General features: G+C 75.5%; 19 protein-coding genes, 1 tRNA gene and 2 pseudogenes. 14 read left to right on the forward strand and 8 right to left on the reverse strand.

Features of this window, described 5'->3' with window-relative positions; all coding sequences use genetic code 11:
- Positions 1-61 precede the first annotated feature (61 nt).
- Entirely contained in the window at positions 62-562 is a 501-nt protein-coding gene (locus tag BJF88_RS11240) for a GNAT family N-acetyltransferase (protein WP_255371968.1), read from the forward strand.
- Between the two features lie 77 nt (positions 563-639).
- Here the strand turns inward: BJF88_RS11240 and BJF88_RS11245 are convergent.
- Positions 640-710, reverse strand: a tRNA-Gly gene (locus tag BJF88_RS11245).
- 113 nt (positions 711-823) lie between these two features.
- Here BJF88_RS11245 and BJF88_RS11250 point away from each other — a divergent pair.
- A complete protein-coding gene (locus tag BJF88_RS11250) occupies positions 824-1,294 on the forward strand; it encodes a TM2 domain-containing protein (RefSeq protein ID WP_075828851.1) in 471 nt (156 codons plus the stop codon).
- A gap of 49 nt (positions 1,295-1,343) precedes the next feature.
- Here the strand turns inward: BJF88_RS11250 and BJF88_RS11255 are convergent, their stop codons facing one another.
- The gene (locus tag BJF88_RS11255; protein WP_075828852.1) at positions 1,344-1,673 is read right to left on the reverse strand and encodes a hypothetical protein; all 330 of its coding nucleotides are present in this window, start codon (positions 1,671-1,673) and stop codon (positions 1,344-1,346) included.
- Between the two features lie 127 nt (positions 1,674-1,800).
- Between BJF88_RS11255 and dcd the strand changes: the two genes are divergently transcribed.
- The 10 genes and pseudogenes from dcd (at position 1,801) to BJF88_RS20000 (ending at position 12,617) form a co-directional block, all read left to right on the forward strand.
- The gene (dcd, locus tag BJF88_RS11260; protein WP_075828853.1) at positions 1,801-2,376 is read left to right on the forward strand and encodes a dCTP deaminase; all 576 of its coding nucleotides are present in this window, start codon (positions 1,801-1,803) and stop codon (positions 2,374-2,376) included.
- 7 nt (positions 2,377-2,383) lie between these two features.
- On the forward strand, positions 2,384-3,457 hold the full coding sequence (locus tag BJF88_RS11265; protein ID WP_255371969.1) for a hypothetical protein: 1,074 nt from the start codon (positions 2,384-2,386) through the stop codon (positions 3,455-3,457).
- A gap of 268 nt (positions 3,458-3,725) precedes the next feature.
- A pseudogene (locus tag BJF88_RS11270) lies at positions 3,726-6,745 on the forward strand (Na+/H+ antiporter subunit A).
- Complete coding sequence (locus BJF88_RS11275; protein WP_075828854.1) at positions 6,742-7,257, forward strand: Na(+)/H(+) antiporter subunit C; 516 nt, start codon at positions 6,742-6,744, stop codon at positions 7,255-7,257. The pseudogene BJF88_RS11270 and the gene BJF88_RS11275 overlap by 4 nt, the downstream one beginning before the upstream one ends.
- Complete coding sequence (locus BJF88_RS11280) at positions 7,257-8,822, forward strand: Na+/H+ antiporter subunit D (RefSeq protein WP_075828855.1); 1,566 nt, start codon at positions 7,257-7,259, stop codon at positions 8,820-8,822. Before BJF88_RS11275 ends, BJF88_RS11280 begins: the two co-directional genes overlap by 1 nt.
- Positions 8,819-9,475: a Na+/H+ antiporter subunit E gene (locus BJF88_RS11285; protein WP_075828856.1), complete on the forward strand. Its 657-nt coding sequence runs from the start codon at positions 8,819-8,821 to the stop codon at positions 9,473-9,475. The genes BJF88_RS11280 and BJF88_RS11285 overlap by 4 nt, the downstream gene beginning before the upstream one ends.
- Before the next feature lie 19 nt (positions 9,476-9,494).
- Complete coding sequence (locus tag BJF88_RS11290; RefSeq protein ID WP_075828857.1) at positions 9,495-9,902, forward strand: monovalent cation/H+ antiporter complex subunit F; 408 nt, start codon at positions 9,495-9,497, stop codon at positions 9,900-9,902.
- Positions 9,902-10,477 (forward strand): monovalent cation/H(+) antiporter subunit G, encoded by a 576-nt coding sequence (mnhG, locus tag BJF88_RS23620; RefSeq protein WP_369824580.1) that lies wholly within the window; start codon positions 9,902-9,904, stop codon positions 10,475-10,477. The genes BJF88_RS11290 and mnhG overlap by 1 nt, the downstream gene beginning before the upstream one ends.
- A 9-nt stretch (positions 10,478-10,486) precedes the next feature.
- Complete coding sequence (locus BJF88_RS11300; RefSeq protein ID WP_083649069.1) at positions 10,487-11,488, forward strand: cation diffusion facilitator family transporter; 1,002 nt, start codon at positions 10,487-10,489, stop codon at positions 11,486-11,488.
- Positions 11,489-11,549: 61 nt separating this feature from the next.
- On the forward strand, positions 11,550-12,617 hold the full coding sequence (locus BJF88_RS20000; protein WP_075828858.1) for a CAP domain-containing protein: 1,068 nt from the start codon (positions 11,550-11,552) through the stop codon (positions 12,615-12,617).
- A gap of 11 nt (positions 12,618-12,628) precedes the next feature.
- On the opposite strand, the gene BJF88_RS22125 is transcribed toward BJF88_RS20000, so the two are convergent.
- The 5 genes and pseudogenes from BJF88_RS22125 to BJF88_RS11325 all read right to left on the reverse strand — a co-directional run bounded on the left by BJF88_RS22125 (position 12,629) and on the right by BJF88_RS11325 (position 16,556).
- Positions 12,629-12,853 (reverse strand): hypothetical protein, encoded by a 225-nt coding sequence (locus BJF88_RS22125; RefSeq protein ID WP_255371970.1) that lies wholly within the window; start codon positions 12,851-12,853, stop codon positions 12,629-12,631.
- A 23-nt stretch (positions 12,854-12,876) separates the two neighbouring features.
- A pseudogene (locus BJF88_RS23625) lies at positions 12,877-13,119 on the reverse strand (nitroreductase family deazaflavin-dependent oxidoreductase); the annotation flags it as partial.
- Positions 13,120-13,235: 116 nt separating this feature from the next.
- On the reverse strand, positions 13,236-13,802 hold the full coding sequence (locus tag BJF88_RS11315) for a methylated-DNA--[protein]-cysteine S-methyltransferase (protein ID WP_075828944.1): 567 nt from the start codon (positions 13,800-13,802) through the stop codon (positions 13,236-13,238).
- A gap of 5 nt (positions 13,803-13,807) precedes the next feature.
- On the reverse strand, positions 13,808-15,421 hold the full coding sequence (locus tag BJF88_RS11320) for an AlkA N-terminal domain-containing protein (RefSeq protein ID WP_075828859.1): 1,614 nt from the start codon (positions 15,419-15,421) through the stop codon (positions 13,808-13,810).
- Between the two features lie 139 nt (positions 15,422-15,560).
- Positions 15,561-16,556, reverse strand: coding sequence for an alpha/beta hydrolase (locus BJF88_RS11325; RefSeq protein ID WP_075828860.1), 996 nt, complete (start codon positions 16,554-16,556; stop codon positions 15,561-15,563).
- 21 nt (positions 16,557-16,577) lie between these two features.
- On the opposite strand from BJF88_RS11325, the gene BJF88_RS11330 reads away from it, so the two are divergent.
- Positions 16,578-17,657, forward strand: coding sequence for an enoyl-CoA hydratase/isomerase family protein (locus tag BJF88_RS11330; RefSeq protein WP_075828861.1), 1,080 nt, complete (start codon positions 16,578-16,580; stop codon positions 17,655-17,657).
- Between the two features lie 8 nt (positions 17,658-17,665).
- Here the strand turns inward: BJF88_RS11330 and BJF88_RS11335 are convergent, their stop codons facing one another.
- On the reverse strand, positions 17,666-19,090 hold the full coding sequence (locus tag BJF88_RS11335; protein ID WP_075828862.1) for a hypothetical protein: 1,425 nt from the start codon (positions 19,088-19,090) through the stop codon (positions 17,666-17,668).
- Positions 19,091-19,268: 178 nt separating this feature from the next.
- Here BJF88_RS11335 and clpB point away from each other — a divergent pair, with 178 nt between their 5' ends.
- Positions 19,269-21,896 (forward strand): ATP-dependent chaperone ClpB, encoded by a 2,628-nt coding sequence (gene clpB, locus BJF88_RS11340; protein ID WP_075828863.1) that lies wholly within the window; start codon positions 19,269-19,271, stop codon positions 21,894-21,896.
- Positions 21,897-21,984 lie beyond the last annotated feature (88 nt).

Here is a 21,984-nt window from a genome sequence, read left to right on the forward strand (position 1 = left end):
ACCTCGATCGGTGCACGACCCGGGGTTCGGGCCGTCGGTGCGGGCACCCTAGGGTGCTGACGTGACCGTTCCCGAGACCTCACCGTCGACCGACGTGACGTCGGCACCTTCGGCACCGTCGGCGGACGCCGCCGGGCCGCGGCTCGCGCTCGTCGACCTCGCCGCGGACGACCCGCGCTGGGACGCCGCGCTCCCCGTCCTCCAGGCGCTGCGCCCGCACCTCACGGCCGACCTCCTGCGCCAGGTGCTGGCCGACGACGCCCCGGGCCCGCGCTTCCTCGCGGCGTTCGACGGCGACGCGTGCCTCGGCGTCGCGGGCTGGCGCGTGATCGCGAACACGAGCGCCGTCCGCAAGCTCTACGTCGACGACCTCGTGACCGCGCCGCAGGCCCGGTCGCGCGGCGTCGGCGCCGCGCTGCTGGCCGAGCTCGAGCGGCGCGCCCGCGACGCCGGATGCGCCGTGCTGGACCTCGACTCGGGCGTCCAGCGGTTCGACGCGCACCGGTTCTACCTGCGCGAGCGGATGAGCATCACGTCGCACCACTTCGCCAAGCCGCTCTGAGGCGGCGCGCTCGGAGGAAGCAAGAGCCCGCGACGACGAGAGCCCCGCACCTCGTGGTGCGGGGCTCTCGGGCGCTGAGCGGGTGACGGGAATCGAACCCGCGCTGTCAGCTTGGGAAGCTGAAGTTCTACCATTGAACTACACCCGCGCGGCGCTGGTGGCGCTCGCCGTGATCCCTCTGCGAGGATCTCGGCGAACCAGCGCGCGCCCCGATCATAGCGGACGCGGCCGGTGATGACCGAACCGCTCCGAGGAGGCGTCGTGACCGAGAACCCGTACCCGCAGCAGCCCGGACCCGACGCGCCGTACGGTGCGTCCGGCCGGCCGAGCGAGCCCGGCCAGCCGGGCGGGTACGGCCAGCCCGGCCAGCCGGGCGGGTACGGCCAGCCGGGCGCGGCCGGGCCGGTGCCGGGGTACGGCCAGCCCTACGGGTACCCGCCGCAGGGCGGGCCGGCCGGCTACCCCGGCGGGTACGACCCGAACCTCGACCCGACCGCGAAGTCCCGGCTCGCGGCCGGCCTGCTGGGGATCCTCCTCGGCAGCCTGGGGATCCACCGGTTCTACCTCGGGTACACCGGCATCGGTCTCGTGATGCTCCTGCTCACGGTGCTGTCGGTCGGGTTCCTCGCGCCCCTCGTGGCGATCTGGGGCTTGGTCGAGGGCATCCTCTACCTCACCGCGAAGCAGGGCACGTACGCCGTCGACTCGACGGGCCGCCCGCTGCGCGCCTGACGACGGCGGCGAGGACCGGCCGCCGCGGGTCCGTCGGGGGCGGGGCGCCTCAGATGCGGTAGTCGTCCCGCGAGGTCGGGTCCGGCGACGCCGCGCCGTTCGAGTGCTTGCCCGGCTCGGAGGAGCCGGAGGTCTGGCTCCGCACCGCGTCGGCGACCTTGCCGCCCTGCTCCTTGGCGACGCCCGCCACCTTCGCGCCCTGCTCCTTCGCCACGGTCGTGACCTTGTCCTGCGCGGAGTGCACGGCCGACTGGACGTCGTCCGACTGCCACAGCTCCTTGGCCTTGCCCCGGATCTCCTCGAAGCGCTCGCGTCCGGCGCGGGTGCCGAGCACGTAGCCGACGCCGATCCCGACGACGAGGGCGAGCTTCGACTTCATGGTGGTCTCCTTCGTTCGGGTGCCGGACGGTGGTCCGGCGTGCGGTTGCCAGCGACGTTAGCGACGCCGCGGCTCGTTCGCGCGGGCAGGCGCCGGGCAGGGCGGGGGTGTCGGCTAGCGTGTCCCCGTGCTGCTCTCCGACCGCGACATCCGCGCCGAGCTCGACGCCGGCCGCGTCGAGCTGGACCCGTACGACCCGTCGATGCTGCAGCCGTCGAGCATCGACGTGCGGCTGGACCGGTTCTTCCGGCTGTTCGACAACCACAAGTACCCGTTCATCGACCCGTCGCAGGACCAGCCGGACCTCACGCGGCTCGTGGAGGTGGACGCGGCGGAGCCGTTCGTCCTGCACCCGGGCGAGTTCGTGCTCGGGTCGACGTTCGAGGCGGTGACGCTGCCCGACGACGTCGCGGCGCGCCTCGAGGGCAAGTCGAGCCTGGGTCGGCTGGGGCTGCTCACGCATTCCACCGCCGGGTTCATCGACCCCGGCTTCTCCGGCCACGTCACGCTCGAGCTGAGCAACGTGGCGACCCTGCCCATCACGCTGTGGCCCGGCATGAAGATCGGCCAGCTCTGCTTCTTCCGGCTGTCGTCGCCGGCGGAGAACCCGTACGGCGCGAGCGTGTACGGCTCGCGCTACCAGGGGCAACGGGGGCCGACGGCGTCGCGCTCCTGGCAGAACTTCCACCGCACCGAGGTCTGAGGCGCCCGTGACCACCCTTCCTCCGCTGCCGCACCCGGACGGGCCCGGCCCCGCGCAGGCCCACCAGGCGCGCCACCTGCTCGGGGTCCCGGGCGACGTGCTCGTCGACGAGCTGGAGACCCTCGCGCTGTCGCGGTTCGCCGGAGCCCGGTGGGACGTCGCCCCCGTGGGCGCCGAGCCCCTCGTGCCGCCGGCGCGCACAGCCTCCCCGGGGCAGCCCGGCGTCCTGCGGACGTCCCGCCACTCGACGCTCACCGGTCCGTACTCGCCCGCGGGAGCAGGTCTCCCGCCGGGCACGGCGCTCGTGCTCGACGTCGTGTGCCCGCGCGAGCGCGGCGAGGCGCCGTACCCCGGGGGCGGGGACCGCGACGGCGTCGGCCGGGCCTTCCCGGCGGGTCTGCCCGTCCGGGAGGAGGAACGGGTCGTCACGTGGCTGGTCGCGGCCGCGCGCCGCCTCGGCGGGTCGGTGCGCACCGACGTCGGCCACCCGGCGTCGCCCGGCGTGGTCCTCACCCCCGACCCCGGCGCCGCCGTCGACATGAGCCTGTACTCGGACGTCTGGCTGGAGCCGACGGCCGCGCTCGCGCTCGTCGCGCGCCAGCACCCGCGCACGACGCTCGCCACCGAGGGCGCCTCCTACGGGGGCCCGCCGAAGGGGATCGCCGAGCTGCCGCTGTACCCCGGCGAGAAGATGGACCCGGAGCTGCGCCGGTCGATCCACGCCGCGGCGGACGGCGTCGACATCCGGGCGCTCACGACCGGTTCGGTGCTCGACGGCTACGGGTTGCTCGTGGACCTCGGCCTGGACGGGCTCGTGGCCGTCGAGGTGGGCGGGGAGGACCAGCTCCCGCTGCTGCTGCGCGGTCTGCCGTGGGCGGCCGACGGCGCGGTGTCCTACCGCGTCCGGTGGGAGCCGCGGGACCTCCTCGAGTCGCAGGAGGAGCAGCCCTCCATGGAGCACCGCGTGGCGCGCAAGCGCGCCGCCGGGGTGGTCGCGCAGGTCGTCGGGACGCTGCACGACGCGGTGGGCGGCGAGATCGCGGACGAGGCCGAGTTCCTCGTCGACCGCGAGGACCTCTGACGCCCCGCTGCCACCCGTCGCCCCCGGCGCACCGGCGGTGCGGTGAGAGGCGGGTCACGCGCCCGGCCGCGCGCGCCCGGGCGCGGCCCGGCGCGCCGTCCGCGTAAAATGGTCGTGGCCGACGTGGCTCCGTCACGTCACGGCCCCGTGCCGTCGTGCGCACCGCCCCCGGTGCCACGACGAGTGACAAGTCCAGGCAACACCCGCCCACCCGCCCCCGACCCGGACGGAGCGGCCCGTGCTCTTCGTGCTCGTCGCACATCTCGCGATGGCACTGGGCGCGCCCGCACTCGTGTCGCTGCTGGGCCGGCGGGCGTTCCTCGTCATGGCGCTCGCGCCGGCGTCGGCCGCCGTCTACGCGCTGAGCTGGACGTCGCGGGTCATGGAGGGCGAGCACCCGACGAGCGTGCACGCGTGGGTGCCGGGCCTCGGGCTCGAGCTGGCGTTCCGCATGGACACGCTGTCGTGGCTCATGCTGCTGCTCGTCGGGGGCGTGGGCGCGCTCGTGCTCGTCTACTGCTCCGCGTACTTCTCGCCGACCGCCCACGGGCTGCGCCGGTTCGGCGGCACGCTGACCGCGTTCGCCGGGGCCATGGTCGGCCTCGTCGTCGCGGACGACGTGCTGCTCCTGTTCGTGTTCTGGGAGCTCACGACCGTCTTCTCCTACCTGCTCATCGGGCACTACGCCGACCGCAAGGCGGGGCGGCGCGCGGCCATGCAGGCGATCGTCGTCACGACCGGCGGCGGCCTCGCGATGCTCGTCGGGCTCGTCGTGCTCGGCGTGCAGGCGGGGACGTACCGGCTGTCGGAGATCGTCGCCGACCCGCCGACGGGCGGCGCGGTGACGGCGGCGGTCGTGTGCCTCCTCGTCGGGGCGGCCACGAAGTCCGCGCTGATCCCGTTCCACTTCTGGCTCCCCGCCGCGATGGCCGCCCCGACGCCCGTGAGCGCTTACCTGCACGCGGCGGCGATGGTCAAGGCGGGCGTCTACCTCGTCGCGCGCTTCGCCCCCGCCTACTCGGACACGACGGTGTGGCGGGTGCTCGTCGTCGCGCTCGGCGCCGGCACGATGCTCGTCGGCGGCTACCGCGCCCTGCGCCAGTACGACCTCAAGCTCGTCCTCGCCTTCGGGACCGTGAGCCAACTCGGGTTCATCGTCCTGCTCGTGGGTCTCGGCACGCAGGCGCCGCCCTCGCCGGCCTCGCGATGATCGGCGCGCACGCGATGTTCAAGGCGACGCTGTTCCTCGTCGTCGGCGCGGTCGACGCCGCGACGGGCACCCGTGACCTGCGGCGTCTCACCGGCGTCGGCCGCGCGCTGCCGTGGACCGCCACGGCCGGCGCGCTCGCGACGGCGTCCATGATCGGGCTGCCCCCGCTCGCCGGCTACGTCGCGAAGGAGGCCGCGCTGGAGGGCCTGCTGCACGGGCAGGGACCCGCCTGGGTCGACGCCGTGGCGCTCTGGTCGGTCGTCGTGGGCTCGATGCTCACGACCGCGTACAGCCTGCGCTTCTGGTGGGGCGCGTTCTCGTCGCACAAGCGTTTCGCGGGCGCCCCCGTCCGCGCCAACGAGCACCTCGACCTGCGCGCGCCGCGCGGTCCGGCCGTCGAGCCCGAGGAGCCGCTGGTCGACCCGGCACGGATCAAGCCGCTGCCCGTCCTGCTCGTCGCGCCGGCCGTCGTGCTCGCCGTGCTGGGCCTCGTCGTCGGCCTGGTCCCGCACCTCGGCGAGGAGCTGCTGCAGCCGTACGCCGCGTCGTACCCCACGGGCGAGCCCGGGCACCTCGTGCTGTGGGCCGGTCTCACCCCGGCGCTCGCGCTGACGGTGCTGATCCTCGTCGTCGGCGTGCTGCTCTTCTGGCAGCGGTCGCGCGTCGAGCGGTTCCAGGCATCGCTGTGGCACGTCCCCGAGGCGGACGTCGCCTACCGGCGGGTCATGCGCCGGCTCGACGACGTCGCGGCCGACGTCACCGCGGTGACGCAGCGCGGTTCCCTGCCGTTCTACCTCGGCATCATGCTCCTCGCGCTCGCCCTCGGGCCGGGGCTCGTCATGGTCGTGCAGACGAGCTGGCCCGACCAGCTCAAGGCGTGGGACCGTCCCGCCCAGCTCGCGGCCGTCCTCGCGATCTGCGTGGCCTCGGTGCTGGCCGCACGGTCGCGGCGCCGCCTCAAGGCCGTGGTCCTCATCGGCATCGCCGGCTACGGCAACGCGGTGCTCTTCCTGCTGCACGGGGCACCCGACCTCGCGCTGACGCAGGTGCTCGTCGAGACCGTCACGCTCGTCGTCATGGTGCTCGTCCTGCGGCGCCTGCCCCCGTACTTCTCCGACCGGCCCCTCGCCGCGAGCCGCTGGGTCCGGCTGGGCATCGGCGTCGCGGTCGGTGTCGCGATGATGGGGCTCGCGCTCGTCGCCCCGCTCGCGCGCGTCGCCGTCCCCATCTCCGTGGACTTCCCCGAGGAGGCCTACGCGTGGGGCGGCGGCAAGAACATCGTCAACGTCACGCTGGTCGACATCCGCGCCTGGGACACCATGGGCGAGATCTCGGTCCTGCTCGCGGCGGCCACCGGCGTCGCGTCGCTCGTGTTCCTGCGCGTGCGCAGCGGAGAGGTCCTGCGGACCGCGGACGCGCGGGTCGTGCGAGGGCCGCAGGGGCAGGGCATCTGGGGCGGCGAGCCGGACCCGGGCGCCGCGCTGCGCCGGCGCGGGGTGACCGACGAGTCCCAGCCGCGCATGTCCGTGTGGCTCTCGGCGGGCCGCACGCTCGCGCCGCAGCGGCGGTCGGTGATCTTCGAGGTCGTCACGCGCGTCCTGTTCCACTCGATGATCGTCTTTGCGCTCTTCCTGCTCTTCGCCGGGCACAACAACCCCGGCGGCGGGTTCGCGGCGGGGCTCGTCGTCGGCATCGCGCTCGTCGTGCGCTACCTCGCGGGCGGGCGGTACGAGCTCGGCGAGGCGGCGCCCGTCCACCCGGGCATCCTCCTGGGCCTCGGCCTGTTCCTGTCCGCCGGCGTCGGCCTCGTGCCGCTGCTCCTCGGCGGGTCCGTGCTGCAGAGCGCGATCATCGACCTCACGCTCCCGGTGTTCGGCCACGTCAAGCTCGTCACCACGCTGTTCTTCGACATCGGGGTGTTCCTCGTCGTCGTCGGGCTCGTGCTCGACATCCTGCGCACCCTCGGCGCCGAGATCGACCGGCAGGGCGAGCGGGCGGCGCTCGGCCGCGAGCCGGGGGAGGACACCGACCCCCTGTCGGCGCTGGAGCCCGACGCGATCGGAGGAGGCCGGCGATGAGCGACATCGACATGACCCCGAGCGTCGTGCTCGTCCTCGCGATCGGCGTGCTGTTCGCCGCCGGCGTCTACCTGCTGCTCGAGCGCAGCCTCACGCGCGTCCTGCTCGGCTTCATCCTCCTCGGCAACGGCGCGAACCTGCTGTTCCTCGTGGCGGGCGGGCGCGCCGGGGGAGCGCCGCTCGTCGGCACGACGCCCGAGGACGAGATGAGCGACCCGCTCGTGCAGGCGATGGTGCTGACCGCCATCGTCATCACGCTGGGGTTCACCGCGTTCGTCCTCGCCATGGCGTACCGCTCGTGGCAGCTCCACGGCCACGACGAGGTCCAGGACGATCTCGAGGACCGCCGGGTCGCGCGGCAGGCCGCGCGCAACGCCCCGGCGTTCGAGGACCTCGACACGGAGGAGAGCGGACAGACGCTCGACGACGAGGCCGCGCAGGTGCGCGACGAGACCGACGCGGACGGCGACGGTGTCACGGACCGACGGCTCGACGACGAGGGGCGGCGCTGATGGACCTGGTCGAGGTCTCCAAGGCGCTCGTCCCGCTGCCGGTGGCCCTGCCGCTCGTCGCGGCCGGCCTGACGCTCGCGCTGTGGCGCCACCCCCGCGCGCAGCGGATCATCACGGCGACCACGCTCGCCGTCGTCCTCGGCGTGTCGGTCGTGCTGCTGGTGGCGGCCGACGGCGGGCCCGTCGTCGTGGACGTCGGGGAGTGGGCGGCGCCCGTCGGCATCGACCTCATCGCGGACCGGCTGTCGGCGCTGATGCTCACCGTGTCGAGCTTCGTCATGCTCTGCGTCCTGCTGTACTCGCTCGCGCAGGGCGTGGCGGACGGCGACGACGAGACGCCCGTCGCGATCTACCACCCGACCTTCATGGTGCTCGCCGCCGGCGTGTTCAACGCGTTCCTCTCGGGTGACCTGTTCAACCTCTACGTGGGGTTCGAGATCTTCCTCGCCGCGAGCTACGTGCTGCTCACGCTCGGCGGCACCGGGGAGCGCATCCGCGCGGGGTCGATCTACGTCGTCGTCGCGCTGCTGTCGTCGATCATCTTCCTCGTCGCCATCGCCGTGACGTACGCGGCGACGGGCACGGTGAACCTCGCGCAGCTCTCCGAGCGGTTCGCCGAGATCGACCCCGGTGTCGCGACGACCATCCAGCTCCTGCTGCTCCTCGCGTTCGGGATCAAGGCGGCGCTGTTCCCCCTCTCGGCGTGGCTGCCCGACTCGTACCCGACGGCTCCCGCGCCCGTCACGGCCGTGTTCGCCGGCCTGCTCACCAAGGTGGGCGTGTACGCGATCATCCGGACGCAGACCCTGCTCTTCCCCGGCGGGCGGCTCGACGACCTGCTCCTGTGGCTCGCGCTCGCGACGATGATCGTCGGCATCCTCGGCGCCGTGGCCCAGAACGACATCAAGCGACTGCTGTCGTTCACCCTCGTGAGCCACATCGGGTTCATGATCTTCGGGATCGCGCTCGCGTCCGAGCCGGGCATGGCGGCGGCCGTCTTCTACGTCGTGCACCACATCACCGTGCAGACGACGCTGTTCCTCGTCGTGGGTCTCGTCGAGCGCCGTGGCGGGTCGACGTCCCTCGACCGGCTCGGCGGTCTCGCCAAGCTCGCGCCGGGCCTGGCGATCCTGTTCTTCGTCCCGGCGATGAACCTCGCGGGCATCCCGCCGCTGTCCGGGTTCCTCGGCAAGCTCGGCCTCCTCGAGGAGGGCGTCGCGCAGGGCACGCCGCTCACGTGGGCGCTCGTCGTGGGGTCCGTCGTCACCTCCCTGCTCACGCTCTACGCGATCGTCAAGGCGTGGAACAAGGCGTTCTGGCAGACGCCGCCCGTCGAGATCCCGGAGTCGGTGCGGCTGCCGCGCGGCATGGTCGGCCCGGCGACGGCGCTCGTCGCCTTCGGGGTGGCGCTCACCGTGGTCGCCGGCCCGCTCTACGCGTACACCGAGCGGGCCGCGGCGACGCTCCTCGACGGTCACACCTACGTGGACGCGGTCTTCCCCGACGGCTCGGGGCGCGGCCAGGGCGTCTCGAGCGACGTCGCGGAGGAGGGCGAGGGCTCGTGAACAGCCTCCACCGTCGCCGCAGCACGCTGACGAGCGGGCCGTTCCGGCGCCTGACGACGCAGTGGCGCACCGTCGCCTGGCTGACGCTCGTGTGGGTGGCGCTCTGGGGAGACCTGTCGTGGGGCAACGTCGTGGCCGGGGTCGTCATCGCCTGCGCGGTGATGGTGCTCCTGCCGCTGCCGTCCGTCGCCACACGGGGCACCGCGCGCCCGTGGCCCGTGCTCGTGCTGCTCGCGCGCTTCGTGTCCGACTTGTTCACCGCGTCCTTCCAGGTCGCGGCGCTGGCGGTCGACCCGCGCCGCACGGCCCACGGGGCGGTCGTGGGCGTGCGGCTGCGGAACCCGTCCGACGTCTACATGACGCTGACGGCCGAGCTCACGTCCCTCGTGCCGGGCTCGCTCGTCATCGAGGCGCACCGCCTCACCGGGATGCTGTACCTGCACGTGCTCGACGTCGACCAGGCGGGCGGCATCGAGAAGGTCCGTGCGGACACGCTCGCGCTCGAGGCCCGTGTGCTCCACGCGTTCGCCACGAACGACGAGCTGCGTGCCGCCGGGCTCTACCAGCGGGAGGACGCCGACCCGGTCGCGCCGCGCACGGGCGGCGGTCGGCCAGGACGCGCGACCGGTGCGGACGAAGGGACGGGGACGTGAGCAGGGAGGTGGCAGGGCGATGAGCGACACCGTGTTCCTCGTGGTGGTCGTGGCGGCAGCGGTGCTGCTCGGCATCGCCGCGACGCTCGCCGTCGTGCGTGCCGAGCGCGGGCCCACGATGCTCGACCGCACCATCGCGCTCGACGTCTTCACCACAACGCTCGTCGCGGCGATCGCGCTCGAGGCCGCGTTCTCGCGCCGGACCGACACGATCCCGCTGCTCGTCGTGCTGTCGCTCGTCGGCTTCGTGGGCTCCGTGACGATCGCACGGTTCGCCTCCGTCGAGCCCGAGGGCGAGGGGCGGATCCGCACGGCCGAGGAGGTCGCGCGCGAGGACGCCGAGCGCCGCGCCGCGGAGGAGGCCGAGCGGGACCGCGCCGTGGACCGCGACAGCCACGGCACGGGCGCCGAGGGGGAGGTGCGCTGATGGACGCGGCGTTCTGGGACGCGGTGGCGGACGTCGTCGCGGCCGTCCTTCTCCTGCTGGGGGCGTTCCTCGCCTTCGCGGCGGGGGTGGGCGTCGTCCGGTTCCCCGACCTGCTGGCTCGCATGCACGCGGCGACCAAGCCGCAGGTGCTGGGGCTGATCCTCGTGCTCCTCGGGCTGAGCCTGCGCCTGCGGTCGTGGGGCGTCGTCGCGACGCTCGCGCTCGTCGTCGCGTTCCAGCTCCTCACGTCGCCGGTCGCCGCCCACATGGTCGGCCGAGCGGGATACCGCACGGGCAAGGTCCGCACCGGCGCCTCGTCGTCGACGAGCTCACGCGGGACCAGGCCGCGGCCGACCGCGAGCTGCTGGGCGAGCACGGGGAGGGCGGAGCGGACCCGACACGCCGGGCCGTCCCGGCACGGGACGGCGGTCCGACGGGCGTCGAGCTCGAGGACGGCCCGCGCGGCGCCGTGCCCGAGGACGCCGCGACCCGGCACGGTGCGCCGGAGCCCGACGAGGGTCCGGCGCCCGGCGACCGGTAGCCGCCGTCGCGCGGGCCCGGCCGGGCGCTGGTAGACCGGCTCCATGCGCACCCCCGGGCCCGAGGCCCCCGACGACCGGACGGACCTCGGCGGCAGCCCGCGCGTCGCGCAGGCCGCGAGCGTGGGCGGCGAGAGCACGCGGACGGTGGTGATCGCCTTCGTGGCGAACGCGCTCGTCGCGGCCGCCAAGTCCGGCGCCGCCGTCGTCACCGGCTCCGCCTCGATGCTCGCCGAGGCCGTCCACTCGTGGGCGGACACGGGCAACGAGGTGTTCCTGCTCGTCGCCGACCGCCGGGCGCGCCGTCCGGCCGACGCGACGCACCCTCTCGGCCACGGGCGTGAGGCGTACGTGTGGTCGATGTTCGCGGCGATCGGCCTGTTCGCCGTCGGCGCGGGCGTGTCGATCACGCACGGGGTGCAGGAGCTCGTCCACCCGGAGCCGGCGGGGGACTTCGTGGTCGCGTACGTCGTCCTGGCCCTCGCCTTCGTCCTCGAGGCCGTCTCGTTCCTGCAGGCGCGGCGCCAGGTCCGCGCCGAGGCGCGACGGGCCGAGCACGACACCCTGCACCACGTGCTCGTCACGTCGGACCCGACGCTGCGGGCCGTGTTCGCCGAGGACGCGGCCGCGCTCGTGGGTCTCGTCGTGGCCGCCGGCGGTGTGCTCGCCCACCAGGTCACCGGCTCCCCGGTGCCGGACGCGATCGGGTCGATCGTCGTCGGGCTCGTGCTCGCCGTCGTCTCGCTGGTGCTCGTCGACCGCAACCGGCGCTTCCTGGTCGGGGAGGCGGCGCTGCCCCGCACGCGCGAGGCCGCCCTGCGCGCGGTGGCCGCGATGCCGCAGGTCGCGCGCGTCACCTACCTGCGGCTCGAGTACGTCGGGCCACGCTCGCTCTACCTCGTCGCGAGCGTCGACCTCGCGGGCGACGAGCCCGAGACGACCGTGGCCCGGCGCCTGGACGACCTCGAGCGCAGGGCGACGCGCTCGCCGTACGTCGCGGGCGCCGTCTTCACGGTCTCGACGCCCGAGGAGCCGTCGCTGCTGTGACGCGCGAGGTGCCTGACCAGGGCGGCTGTGCATCACGATCCGGTAACGCTATGGTCGGGCGATGCCCACGCAGCCGACGCCGCGCCATCGCGCGAGCGGACCGACCGAGGGTGCCTCGCGCACCCGCCGCCGCGAGCCCGCCCGGCACCTGCGGACCGGTCCGACGCGGGCGGCCGCGATCACGGCCGGGGTCGCGGCGGTGGCGGTGCTCGCGCCGTCCGTCGGCCTCACGGCCGCCACCCTGACCGGGGAGGTCTCACCGCGCGACGCGGGCCCGCTCGGCCCCGTGGTCGAGGCGCTGGCGTGGCAGGGCCGCGCGGACAACGCCGCGCCGTCGGCGGAGCGTCACGACGGCGCCGCCTCGCGCTCCGCCGGCGCGCGTGACGAGGTCGCCGGCGAGGACGCCGGTGCGGAGGCCACGTCGCCCGCCGCGGACGCGGGCGGGCAGGACGAGGGCGGGCAGGCCGACGGCGAGCAGGCGACGGCGCGGGCGCCCGCGCCGACCGGCAGCGCGTCGGCGCCCGGACGCGACGTCGCGCGCCGGACCCGCAGGCAGCGGGGTCCGGGTCCGGTGCCGCGTCCGGCCCGGCGCAGCAGGACGACGCCACGCCGGACGACGCCGCGCCGGACGACGCCGCGCCGGCGCCGTCGGTCTCCCCGTCGCCGACCGCCGCACCGTCGCCGACCGCCGCACCGGCGCCGACCGCCGCACCCGCTCCGGCGCCGCTCCGGCGCCACGGCGGCCCCGGCGCCGAGCGGGCCCTCCGCCGAGGCCGCCGCCGTCGTGGAGCTCACGAACGCCGAGCGGGCGGCCGCGGGCTGCGCCCCGCTCGTGGTGGACGCGCGCCTGACCGCGGCGGCCCAGCTCCACAGCGAGGACATGCTCGCGCAGGGCTACTTCGACCACACGAGCCTCGACGGGCGGTCGCCCTGGGACCGGGCGAAGGCGCAGGGCTACGCGAACCCGTCCGGCGAGAACATCGCGAAGGGTCAGCGCACGGCCGAGGAGGTCGTGCGCGCCTGGATGGACTCCCCGGGGCACCGCGCGAACATCCTGGACTGCGACGCGCGCGAGATCGGCGTGGGCCACGCGGGCGGGGTGTGGACCCAGCTGTTCGGCCGGGGCTGACGCCGGCGACCTCAGGCCGGGGGCGTGCCGGCCGCGCCGGTCCGGGGCTCGAGCACGACCACGGCCGTGTCCGTCCCGCGCTGCGCCGCGTACCCGTCGACGTCGTCGCCGAGCTCGCGCCACCGCGCCCAGAGGCGCTCCCGCTCCGCACCCTCGGCCGCGCGCGCCGGACGGCCCGCCGGGCGCCGTCGGGCAGGACGACCACGGCGTCCGGGTGGGCCTGGAGGTTCAGCCACCAGGCCGGGTGCCCCTCCGCCCAGCCGTTCATCGCCATCGTCACGACGTCGGGCCCGTCCTCGAAGTACCCGAGGATCACGCTGCGCTCCTGGCCCGTGCGGCGCCCGGTCGTCGTAAGGCGCATCATGCCCCACCGGTCCGGCCGCGGTCGCCGCAGGAAGCGCCCGCCCGACACGCGGTGCAGTGCGCGGTGCACGACCCACGCCGTGCGCACGAACCAGCGCGGCGGGGGGCTCGGGTCCTTCGTCGTCGCTCCACGCGCCATGGCTGCGCTCCCGGGTCGCTCGTGCGGGCGGTGGCCGTCGTGGTGTGGCCGGCTGCCTGCAGGATAGGACCTGCCGCGACCCGCGAGAAGGGCCCGCCGCCGCGGGAGCAGCGGCGTCACACGGCGAGGGTCGCGGCGTCGCCGGCGGCCGCCCGCTCCCGGTCCAGCAGGCTCCGCTTGACGGTGAGGCCGTAGCGGTAGCCGCCGAGGCTGCCGTCGGTCCGGAGCACGCGGTGGCACGGTACGAACAGCGCGGCGGCGTTCATCGCGCACGCGCCCGCCGCGGCGCGGACGGCGGCCGGCCGGCCGGACAGCTCGGCGTACCGCGTGTACGTCACGGGGGCCCCGGGCCCGACTCTGCGCAGGACGTCCCAGGCGTGCGCCCGGTACGGCCCGGAGGCCTGCCGCACGGGCACGTCGTCGATCGCGCGCACGTCCCCGCCGTAGTACGCGCGCACCGCGCCGACGGCGGTCGCCACCGCCGCGTGGTCGTCCGGCACGGGGTCGGGCTCCGCGGTGCGCAGGCTCGGGTGGACGAGCGCGACGAGCTCGCCGACGTCGTCGGTCCAGCCGGACGCCAGCACCGCGCCGTCGGGCGCGACGACGAGCGTGAACGGACCGTCGGGCGTCGCGACGGACGTCGTGAGGGCGGTCGGGGGGCTCGTGCTGAGGGGGGCAGTCATGCCGGTCACGTCTCCTCCTGGGGGGTCGCCGGGGCGGTCGGGGTGGTCGGGGCGGCCGCGCGCCACAGGTGCATCGCGGCGTAGGAGCGCCAGGGCGCCCAGCGCGCCGCGTGCGCGGCGAGGGTGCGGCGGTCGTCGGGCAGGCCGAGCGCGCGGGCGCCGGCGCGCAGGGCGAGGTCGCCGTCGAGCAGGACGTCGGGGTCGTGCAGCACGCGCATCGCGACGTAGCCGGACGTCCACGGCCCGACGCCCGGCAGCGCCTCGAGCGCCGCGCACATCGTCGCGGGGTCGTCGGCGGCGGAGAGCGCCAGCGCGCCGTCGGCGAGCGCGCGGGCGGCCCCGTGGACCGCGGCAGTGCGCCGGGCCGGGCCGCGCAGGTGGGCGGGTCCGTCCTCGGCGAGGCGTCCGGCCGTCGGGAACAGGAGCGTCGGCCCGAACCGCGACCGGAACGGTGCGCCCAGCGCGCCCGCGAGGCGCGAGAGGTGCGTCCGCGCCGCCGCGACCGAGATCTGCTGCCCGACGAGCGCGCGCACGAGGATCTCCGCGCCGTCCACGGCACCCGGCACGCGCACGCCCGGCGTCGCGCGGACGGCTCCGGCGAGCGCCGGGTCCGCCACGAGCACCTCGTCGACGGCGTGCGGGTCGGCGTCCAGGTCGAACAGGCGCCGCACGCGCGCGATCGCCGCCGGGAGGTCCGCGACCGACGTCAGCTCGAGCTCGACGCGGAACCGTGCGCCCGGGTGCGCGCCGCGAGTGGCGGGGCCTCCAGACCGCGCCGACCGGGCGGCGTCGGGCAGCGGACCGTAGGTGGCCCGGAACGCGCCGGGCCCGTGCGGCAGCGCGAGCGTGCGGGCGTAGGACAGGTGATACGGGTCGTCGCCCACGACCTCCACGCCCGCGACCGCGCGCGCGGCGAGGAAGGCGAAGACGCCGCGCGCGTCGTACGGCTCGCGCAGCGGGAGCACCAGCTCGAGGTGCGCCGTGCCGTCGACCGCGGCGGGGCGGGGCGTCGGACGGGTCCGACGGCGCAGCTCGCCGGGCGTCGTGGCGAACACCTCGACGACGGTGTCGTTGAACTGCCGGACGCTGCCGAACCCGGCGGCGAAGGCGACGTCGGCCAGGCGCAGGTCCGTGCCCGTGAGCAGCGCCCGCGCGGTCTGCGCGCGCAGGGCGCGGGCGAGCGCGACCGGCCCGGCGCCGAGCTCGGCCACGAGCGTTCGGTGCACGTGCCGCGCCGAGTACCCCAGCCGCGCCGCGAGCCCGTCGACGCCCTCGCGGTCCACGACCCCGTCCGCGACGAGGCGCATCGCCCGCGCCGCGAGGTCGTGCCCGAGGTCCCACCCCGGCGTGCCGGGCACCGCCTCGGGCAGGCACCGCTTGCACGCCCGGTACCCCGCCTCGTGCGCGGCGGCCGAGGTCAGGTAGAACGTCACGTTCTCCGGCCGCGGCGTCCGCGCCGGGCACGACGGGCGGCAGTAGATCCGGGTCGTGCGGACGGCCGTGACGAACTGCCCGTCGAACCGGCGGTCGCGCGACGCGATGGCGCGGTAGCGCTCGGCGAAGACGGGGTCGTCGGCCGGCGTCGCCGCGCGCTCCGGGACGGGGTGCGTCGTGGTCACGGGTCGATCCTCGCGCGCGGGCGCGGCCCCTGGCTAGCGGGATTCGGACACGGCGGCGCGAGAGCCGCCGAACCCCGGGTTCCGCGCCAGCCGAGCACGATCCTGGCGCGCAACCCCGGGTTCGGCACCGGGGCAGGGGTCAGGTGCGCGCGTCGAGCCAGTCCAGCACCTCGCGCAGGTACGTCGAGCGCGCGGGCTCGGGCGAGAGCGCGAGGTCGTGCGCGCCGCCCTCGACGCGGACGACCGTGACGTCGTCGCCGAGGCGCGCCCCGCGCGAGACGATGTGCTCGACGTCGAGCACGCTGTCGGTCGTCAGCAGCGCCTCGTGCCAGCCGGCGGCCGGCCCGCTGCGCGCCGAGGCGAGCACGAGCACGGGGCAGTCCACCGCCAGCCCGCGCGCGACGCGGCGGTGCGCACGGCGCACGGAGCGCAGGAAGCCCGCGCGGACCGGGAACCCCTCGAGCGGCTTCCACGCGAGGTCGAAGTCCCACTCGCCGCCCGTGCTCGCGTGCAGCGCCCGGGCCCAGTGCTCGTCGAGGTGCCCGACGACGAGCCGCGGCGCCACCCGGCCGACGACGTCGACCACCCATGTCACCGGGCCGCGGAACACCCACGGCCTGTTGAGCTCGAACCACGGGCTGTCGAGCACGAGCGCCGCGACGCGGCCCGGCCGCGCGTCGGCCCACAGGCTCGCGACCAGGCCGCCCGTCGAGTGCCCGAGCACGACGACCTCCTCGTGCCCCTCCGCACGCAGCGCGCGCACCGCCGCGTCGAGGTCCTGGGCGTAGACGGCGAGGTCGGTGACGAAGTTGGGGTCGTCGTCCGGCCGCGACGGCGCGCCCGTCCCGCGCCCGATCGACCGCCCGTAGCCGCGCAGGTCGAGCGCGACGAACGGGTAGCCGCGCGCCGCGAACGCGTCGGCGACGTGGGTCTGGAAGAAGTAGTCGATGAAGCCGTGCACGTAGAGCACGGCGGGGCGCCCGGGGCGCCCGGGCGCGGCCGCGTCGCGCACGAGCGTCGCCACCGCGCCGCCCGGCAGGTCGAGGTCGCGCGCCTGCCAGGTGGCCCCCAGCACGTCGGCCCGCCAGCCGTCCCGCGCGTGCGTGCCGTCCCGCTCGTCCGTCGCGAAAGCCATGCCCGACGGTACCGTGACGGGGTGACGAGCCAGATCATCGCGCGCTCCGACGACGCCGTCGGTCACCTGACGCTGGACCGTCCCCGCGCCCTCAACGCGCTCGGGTACGACATGCTCGGCGAGATCGCCGACGTCCTGCGCGCCTGGCACGACGACCCGACGGTCCGCGTCGTGCTCCTCGACGGCGCGGGCGAGCGCGGGTTCTGCGCGGGCGGCGACATCCGGGAGCTGCACGCGTCGATCGTCGCCGGGCGGCACGCGGACGCACGCCGGTACTTCCGCCGCGAGTACGCCGTCGACGCCGCGATCGCCGAGAGCCCCGTGCCCGTCGTGGCCGTCATGGACGGGATCACGATGGGCGGCGGCGTCGGTCTCGGCGCGCACGCGGCGGTGCGCGTCGTCACCGAGCGCTCGCGCGTCGCGATGCCGGAGACGCGCATCGGGTTCACGCCCGACGTCGGCGGCTCGTGGCTCCTCGCGCGCGCACCCGGCCGGCTGGGGGAGCACCTCGCGCTCGGGGCCGTGACCATGGACGCCGCCGACGCGATCCACGCGGGGCTCGCCGACCACCTCGTCCCGACCGAGCGGCTGCGGCTCCTCCACCAGGACCTCGTCGACCTCGCCGCCGCCGGGGTCGACCCGCTCGACGCGGACACGGTGCACGAGGTCGCCCGCATGCACGCCGTCGAGCCGCCGACGTCGGGGCTGCTCGCGCGGCAGGCGCGCGTCGACCGGTGCTACGCGGGCGACACGGTGCCGGAGATCGTCGCGCGTCTGCGGGAGGCGGCGCGCAGCGGCGACGCGGCGGCCGGCGCCGAGGCGGACGAGCTCGAGACGCTGTCCCCCACCGCGCTCACCGTGACGCTCGCGGCGGTCCGCCGGGCGCGCGGGCTGCCCGACCTGCGCGCGGGCCTGACCCAGGAGTACGGGCTCGTCTCCTGGTTCGTCGACACCCAGCCGGACCTCGTCGAGGGCATCCGCGCCCAGGTCGTCGACAAGGACCGCGCGCCCGCGTGGGACCCGCCGAGGCTCGCCGACGTCGACCCGGAGCTCGGGGCGCGGGCGCTCGGGTACGTCCCGGGCGAACCGCTCTGGGGCTGAGCGGACCCTCAGTCCTGCGGCCGGCGTAGGTGCGTCGTGTCGTCGACCTCGTCGTCGGGACCGGGGTCGCTCCGCGCCGCACCCGGGGCGTCGGCGTCCTGCTGACCGGTCGGGGCGGGCTCGCCGGTCGGGCCGGGCGCCGCGGCGTCCGGACCCGGGGGCGGGGGCAGCGGTTGAGTCACGTCCGGCGACGGAACCGTCGGGGACGAAGGCGGCGGGGACGAGGGCGGCGGGGACAGCGGCTGCTGCTGCGGGAGCGGCGCCGTCGGCGCGGACTGCGGGTGCGGCGGGCCGTACGCACCCGGCGGCCCGGGTGCGAACGGCCCGGATGCGTACGGCCCGGCGCCCTGCGGCCCGGGTGCGCCGTACGGTGCCGCGGGCGGAGCCCCGTACGGGCCCTGGCCCTGCGGTCCTGGTGCTCCGCCCGGGTAGGGCCCGGCCCCGCCGGGGTACGGCTGGCCGCCGTGCGGTGCACCGGGGTAGGGGCCGCCCTGCGGTGCACCGGGGTACGGGCCGCTCTGCTGACCCGGGTGACCGGGCCCCGGCGCCTGCCCGCCCGCCTGTCCGGGCGGCCCGTAGGGGCCGGGCGCGCCGGCGTACGTCGCCTGGGGGTACCCGGAACCCCGCGCGCCGCGGTCGGCGGGCTTCGTGCGCAGCAGGAGCCAGAGCACCAGGGCGACGATCCCGAGCAGCACGATGCCCGCGACGATGCCGAGCAGCCACCACGGGAAGGAGTCGCCGACGTCCGTGCCCGTCCCGTCCGCGGAGCCGCTCGTGCCGTCGTCCGTCTCGTCGGTGCCGTCCGTCCCGTCGTCCCCGGTGCCGGGGCCCGGCGCGACGGTGCCGCCGGCGACCGCCGAGCCGCGCGCGGAGATCTCGTTGACCTCGCCGACGACCGGTCGCCACGTCACGGTGGTGCCGTCGACGTCGCCGTTCGTCTCGGCGACCTCGCCGGGGAACGTCACCGAGACGACGACCTCGAAGCCCTCCATCATCTGGCGGGCCATGTCGTCGGACGGCTGGTCGCCGCCGAGGCCGAGCTCGTCGTCCGACAGGTCCAGCGCGCCGCTCACGACGTACGCGTCGCCCTCGCGCGTGATCGAGAGGTCTCCCGCCGACATCTGGGAGATCGGCTGGTCCGTGTAGGTCAGCCGCGTGCCCGTGTACCCGTCCTCCGCGTACGGCTCGGTCGTCGCCCCGGGTGGGAGGTCGGACTGCAGCTCGGAGCCCAGCTGGTCCCACAACGCCGGCGGGTCCTGCCCGAGGGACTGCGCCACCTCGTCCGAGATCGCCATGACGATCGTGCCGTCGGCGGTGTCGTCCTCGCCGAGGGTCAGCGCCATGTCGATCCGCATGCAGCCGGCGACGAGCAGTGCCAGGGTGACCAGGAGCGCACCGAGGCCGAGCCGCCGACGTCGCGAGGTGGTGTCCACCCAGCCAGCATGGCGCGGATCCGCCCGCAGGGCGAGGGGTCGTGACCGATCCGGGACCACATCACCCCGTGCGCTCCGGGCGGTCGCGCGCGACTGGCGGACAGGGTTGAGCGGAATACACTCAACTCCGGGACCGTTCCCTGGTCAGACCCCGTTCCTGATCACCCCCGGAGCACCGATGGAAACGAAGTTCACGACGATGTCGCAGCAGGCGGTCGGCGAGGCGATCCAGAGCGCCTCGGCCGCCGGCAACCCCCAGCTCGAGCCCACCCACGTCCTCGCGGCGCTGCTGGCCCAGGACGGCGGAGTCGCCGTCGGGCTGCTCGACGCGGTCGGCGCGGACAAGCAGGCGATCGGCCAGAAGGTCCGCGCCGCGCTCGTCGCGCTGCCCACCGTGAGCGGTTCCGCCGTCGCGCAGCCGACGCCGTCGCGCGCCACGACGGTGATGCTCGAGAACGCCGGCAAGGAGGCGCAGGCGCTCGGCGACGAGTACGTCTCCACCGAGCACCTGCTCGTCGGCATCGCGGCCGGCTCGTCCCAGGCCGCGACGATCCTGCAGCAGGCCGGCGCGACGGCGGACGCGCTGCGCTCCGCCCTGCCCGCCGTGCGCGGGAACACACGCGTGACGAGCCCCAACCCCGAGGGCACGTACAAGGCGCTCGAGCAGTACGGCACCGACCTCACCGCGGCCGCGGCCGAGGGCCGGCTCGACCCCGTCATCGGGCGCGACGCCGAGATCCGCCGCGTCGTGCAGGTGCTCTCGCGCCGCACCAAGAACAACCCCGTGCTCATCGGCGAGCCCGGCGTCGGCAAGACCGCCGTCGTCGAGGGGCTCGCGCAGCGCATCGTCGCGGGCGACGTCCCGACGTCGCTCCAGGGCAAGCGGCTGGTGTCCCTCGACCTCGCCTCGATGGTCGCCGGCGCGAAGTACCGCGGCGAGTTCGAGGAGCGGCTCAAGGCCGTGCTCGCGGACATCCAGTCCTCCGACGGCGAGGTCGTCACGTTCATCGACGAGCTCCACACCGTCGTCGGCGCGGGCGCCTCCGGCTCCGACTCCTCGATGGACGCGGGCAACATGCTCAAGCCCATGCTCGCGCGCGGCGAGCTGCGCCTCGTGGGTGCGACGACGCTCGACGAGTACCGCGAGCGCATCGAGAAGGACCCCGCCCTCGAGCGCCGCTTCCAGCAGGTCTTCGTCGGCGAGCCGTCGGTCGAGGACACGGTCGCGATCCTGCGCGGGCTGAAGGAGCGGTACGAGGGGCACCACAAGGTCACGATCGCCGACTCCGCGCTCGTCGCCGCCGCGACGCTCTCCGACCGGTACATCACCGGCCGCCAGCTCCCCGACAAGGCGATCGACCTGGTCGACGAGGCGGCCTCGCGCCTGCGTATGGAGCTCGACTCCTCCCCGGTGGAGATCGACGAGCTCCAGCGCGCCGTCACCCGGCTCGAGATGGAGGAGGTCGTGCTCTCGGAGTCCACGGACCCGGCGAGCCTCGAGCGTCTCGAGCGGCTCCGGGCCGACCTCGCCGACCGTCGCGAGGAGCTCGCCGCGCTCACCGCGCGCTGGGAGGCCGAGAAGGCCGGCCACAACCGCGTGGGCGACCTGCGCGCGAAGCTCGACGAGCTGCGCGTCCAGGTGGAGCGCGCGATCCGCGAGGGCGACCTCGAGACCGCGGGCCGCCTCCAGTACGGCGAGATCCCGCAGGTGCAGCGCGAGGTCGACGAGGCGGAGCGGGCGGAGGCCGCCGAGGACGCGGCGGACGCGGTCGCCGACCCCGCGCAGGGGCCGATGATCGCCGACAAGGTCGGCGCGGACGAGATCGCCGAGGTCGTCTCGGCGTGGACCGGCATCCCGGCCGGCCGCATGCTCCAGGGCGAGTCGGAGAAGCTGCTCCACATGGAGGACGTCGTGGGTCGGCGCCTCATCGGCCAGCAGGCGGCGGTGCGCTCGGTGGCCGACGCCGTCCGGCGCTCGCGCGCGGGCGTCGCCGACCCGGACCGTCCGACGGGCTCGTTCCTGTTCCTCGGCCCGACGGGCGTGGGCAAGACCGAGCTGGCGAAGTCGCTCGCGGACTTCCTGTTCGACGACGAGCGCGCCATGGTGCGCATCGACATGAGCGAGTACTCCGAGAAGCACTCGGTCGCGCGCCTCGTCGGCGCCCCTCCGGGGTACGTCGGCTACGAGGAGGGCGGCCAGCTCACGGAGGCCGTGCGGCGTCGTCCGTACTCGGTCGTGCTCCTCGACGAGGTCGAGAAGGCGCACCCGGAGGTCTTCGACATCCTGCTGCAGGTGCTCGACGACGGGCGCCTCACCGACGGCCAGGGCCGCACGGTCGACTTCCGCAACGTCATCCTCGTGCTCACGTCCAACCTCGGGTCGCAGTTCCTCGTCGACCCGATGCTCGACGACGCGGCGAAGCGCGAGAGCGTCATGACGGCCGTGCGGTCCGCCTTCAAGCCGGAGTTCCTCAACCGCCTCGACGACGTCATCGTGTTCGACCCGCTGAGCCTCGAGGAGCTCGGCCGGATCGTCGAGCTCAGCGTGACGAACCTGGCGGCTCGCCTCGCCGACCGTCGCATCACGCTCGACGTCTCACCGGCGGCGCGCGAGTGGCTCGCGCTCGAGGGGTTCGACCCCGCCTACGGGGCCCGGCCGCTGCGCCGCCTCGTCCAGCGGGAGATCGGCGACAGGCTGGCGCGGCTGCTGCTGTCGGGCGACGTCGCGGACGGCGACGTCGTGCGCGTGGACCGCGACCCCGACGGCGCGGGGCTCACGCTCGCGCCGGAGGTCCTCACCGCCTGATCCGCGCCTGCGCGCGAGATCGGCAGCCCCGACCGGGATCGGCACGTCGGGGCTGCCGATCTTGAGCCGTCCTGCCGATCTCGGCCCG

Source organism: Cellulosimicrobium sp. CUA-896 (assembly GCF_001942335.1).
Taxonomy (GTDB): Bacteria; Actinomycetota; Actinomycetes; order Actinomycetales; family Cellulomonadaceae; genus Cellulosimicrobium.

Excerpts from the sequence above, each read along its gene's own strand:
- BJF88_RS11315 (WP_075828944.1), bottom strand. The coding sequence starts at position 13,802 with ATGACTGCCCCCCTCAGCACGAGCCCCCCGACCGCCCTCACGACGTCC.
- BJF88_RS11300 (WP_083649069.1), top strand. The coding sequence starts at position 10,487 with ATGCGCACCCCCGGGCCCGAGGCCCCCGACGACCGGACGGACCTCGGC.
- BJF88_RS11325 (WP_075828860.1), bottom strand. The coding sequence starts at position 16,556 with ATGGCTTTCGCGACGGACGAGCGGGACGGCACGCACGCGCGGGACGGC.
- BJF88_RS20000 (WP_075828858.1), top strand. The coding sequence starts at position 11,550 with ATGCCCACGCAGCCGACGCCGCGCCATCGCGCGAGCGGACCGACCGAG.
- BJF88_RS11280 (WP_075828855.1), top strand. The coding sequence starts at position 7,257 with ATGGACCTGGTCGAGGTCTCCAAGGCGCTCGTCCCGCTGCCGGTGGCC.
- BJF88_RS11255 (WP_075828852.1), bottom strand. The coding sequence starts at position 1,673 with ATGAAGTCGAAGCTCGCCCTCGTCGTCGGGATCGGCGTCGGCTACGTG.
- clpB (WP_075828863.1), top strand. The coding sequence starts at position 19,269 with ATGGAAACGAAGTTCACGACGATGTCGCAGCAGGCGGTCGGCGAGGCG.
- mnhG (WP_369824580.1), top strand. The coding sequence starts at position 9,902 with ATGGACGCGGCGTTCTGGGACGCGGTGGCGGACGTCGTCGCGGCCGTC.
- BJF88_RS11275 (WP_075828854.1), top strand. The coding sequence starts at position 6,742 with ATGAGCGACATCGACATGACCCCGAGCGTCGTGCTCGTCCTCGCGATC.
- BJF88_RS11290 (WP_075828857.1), top strand. The coding sequence starts at position 9,495 with ATGAGCGACACCGTGTTCCTCGTGGTGGTCGTGGCGGCAGCGGTGCTG.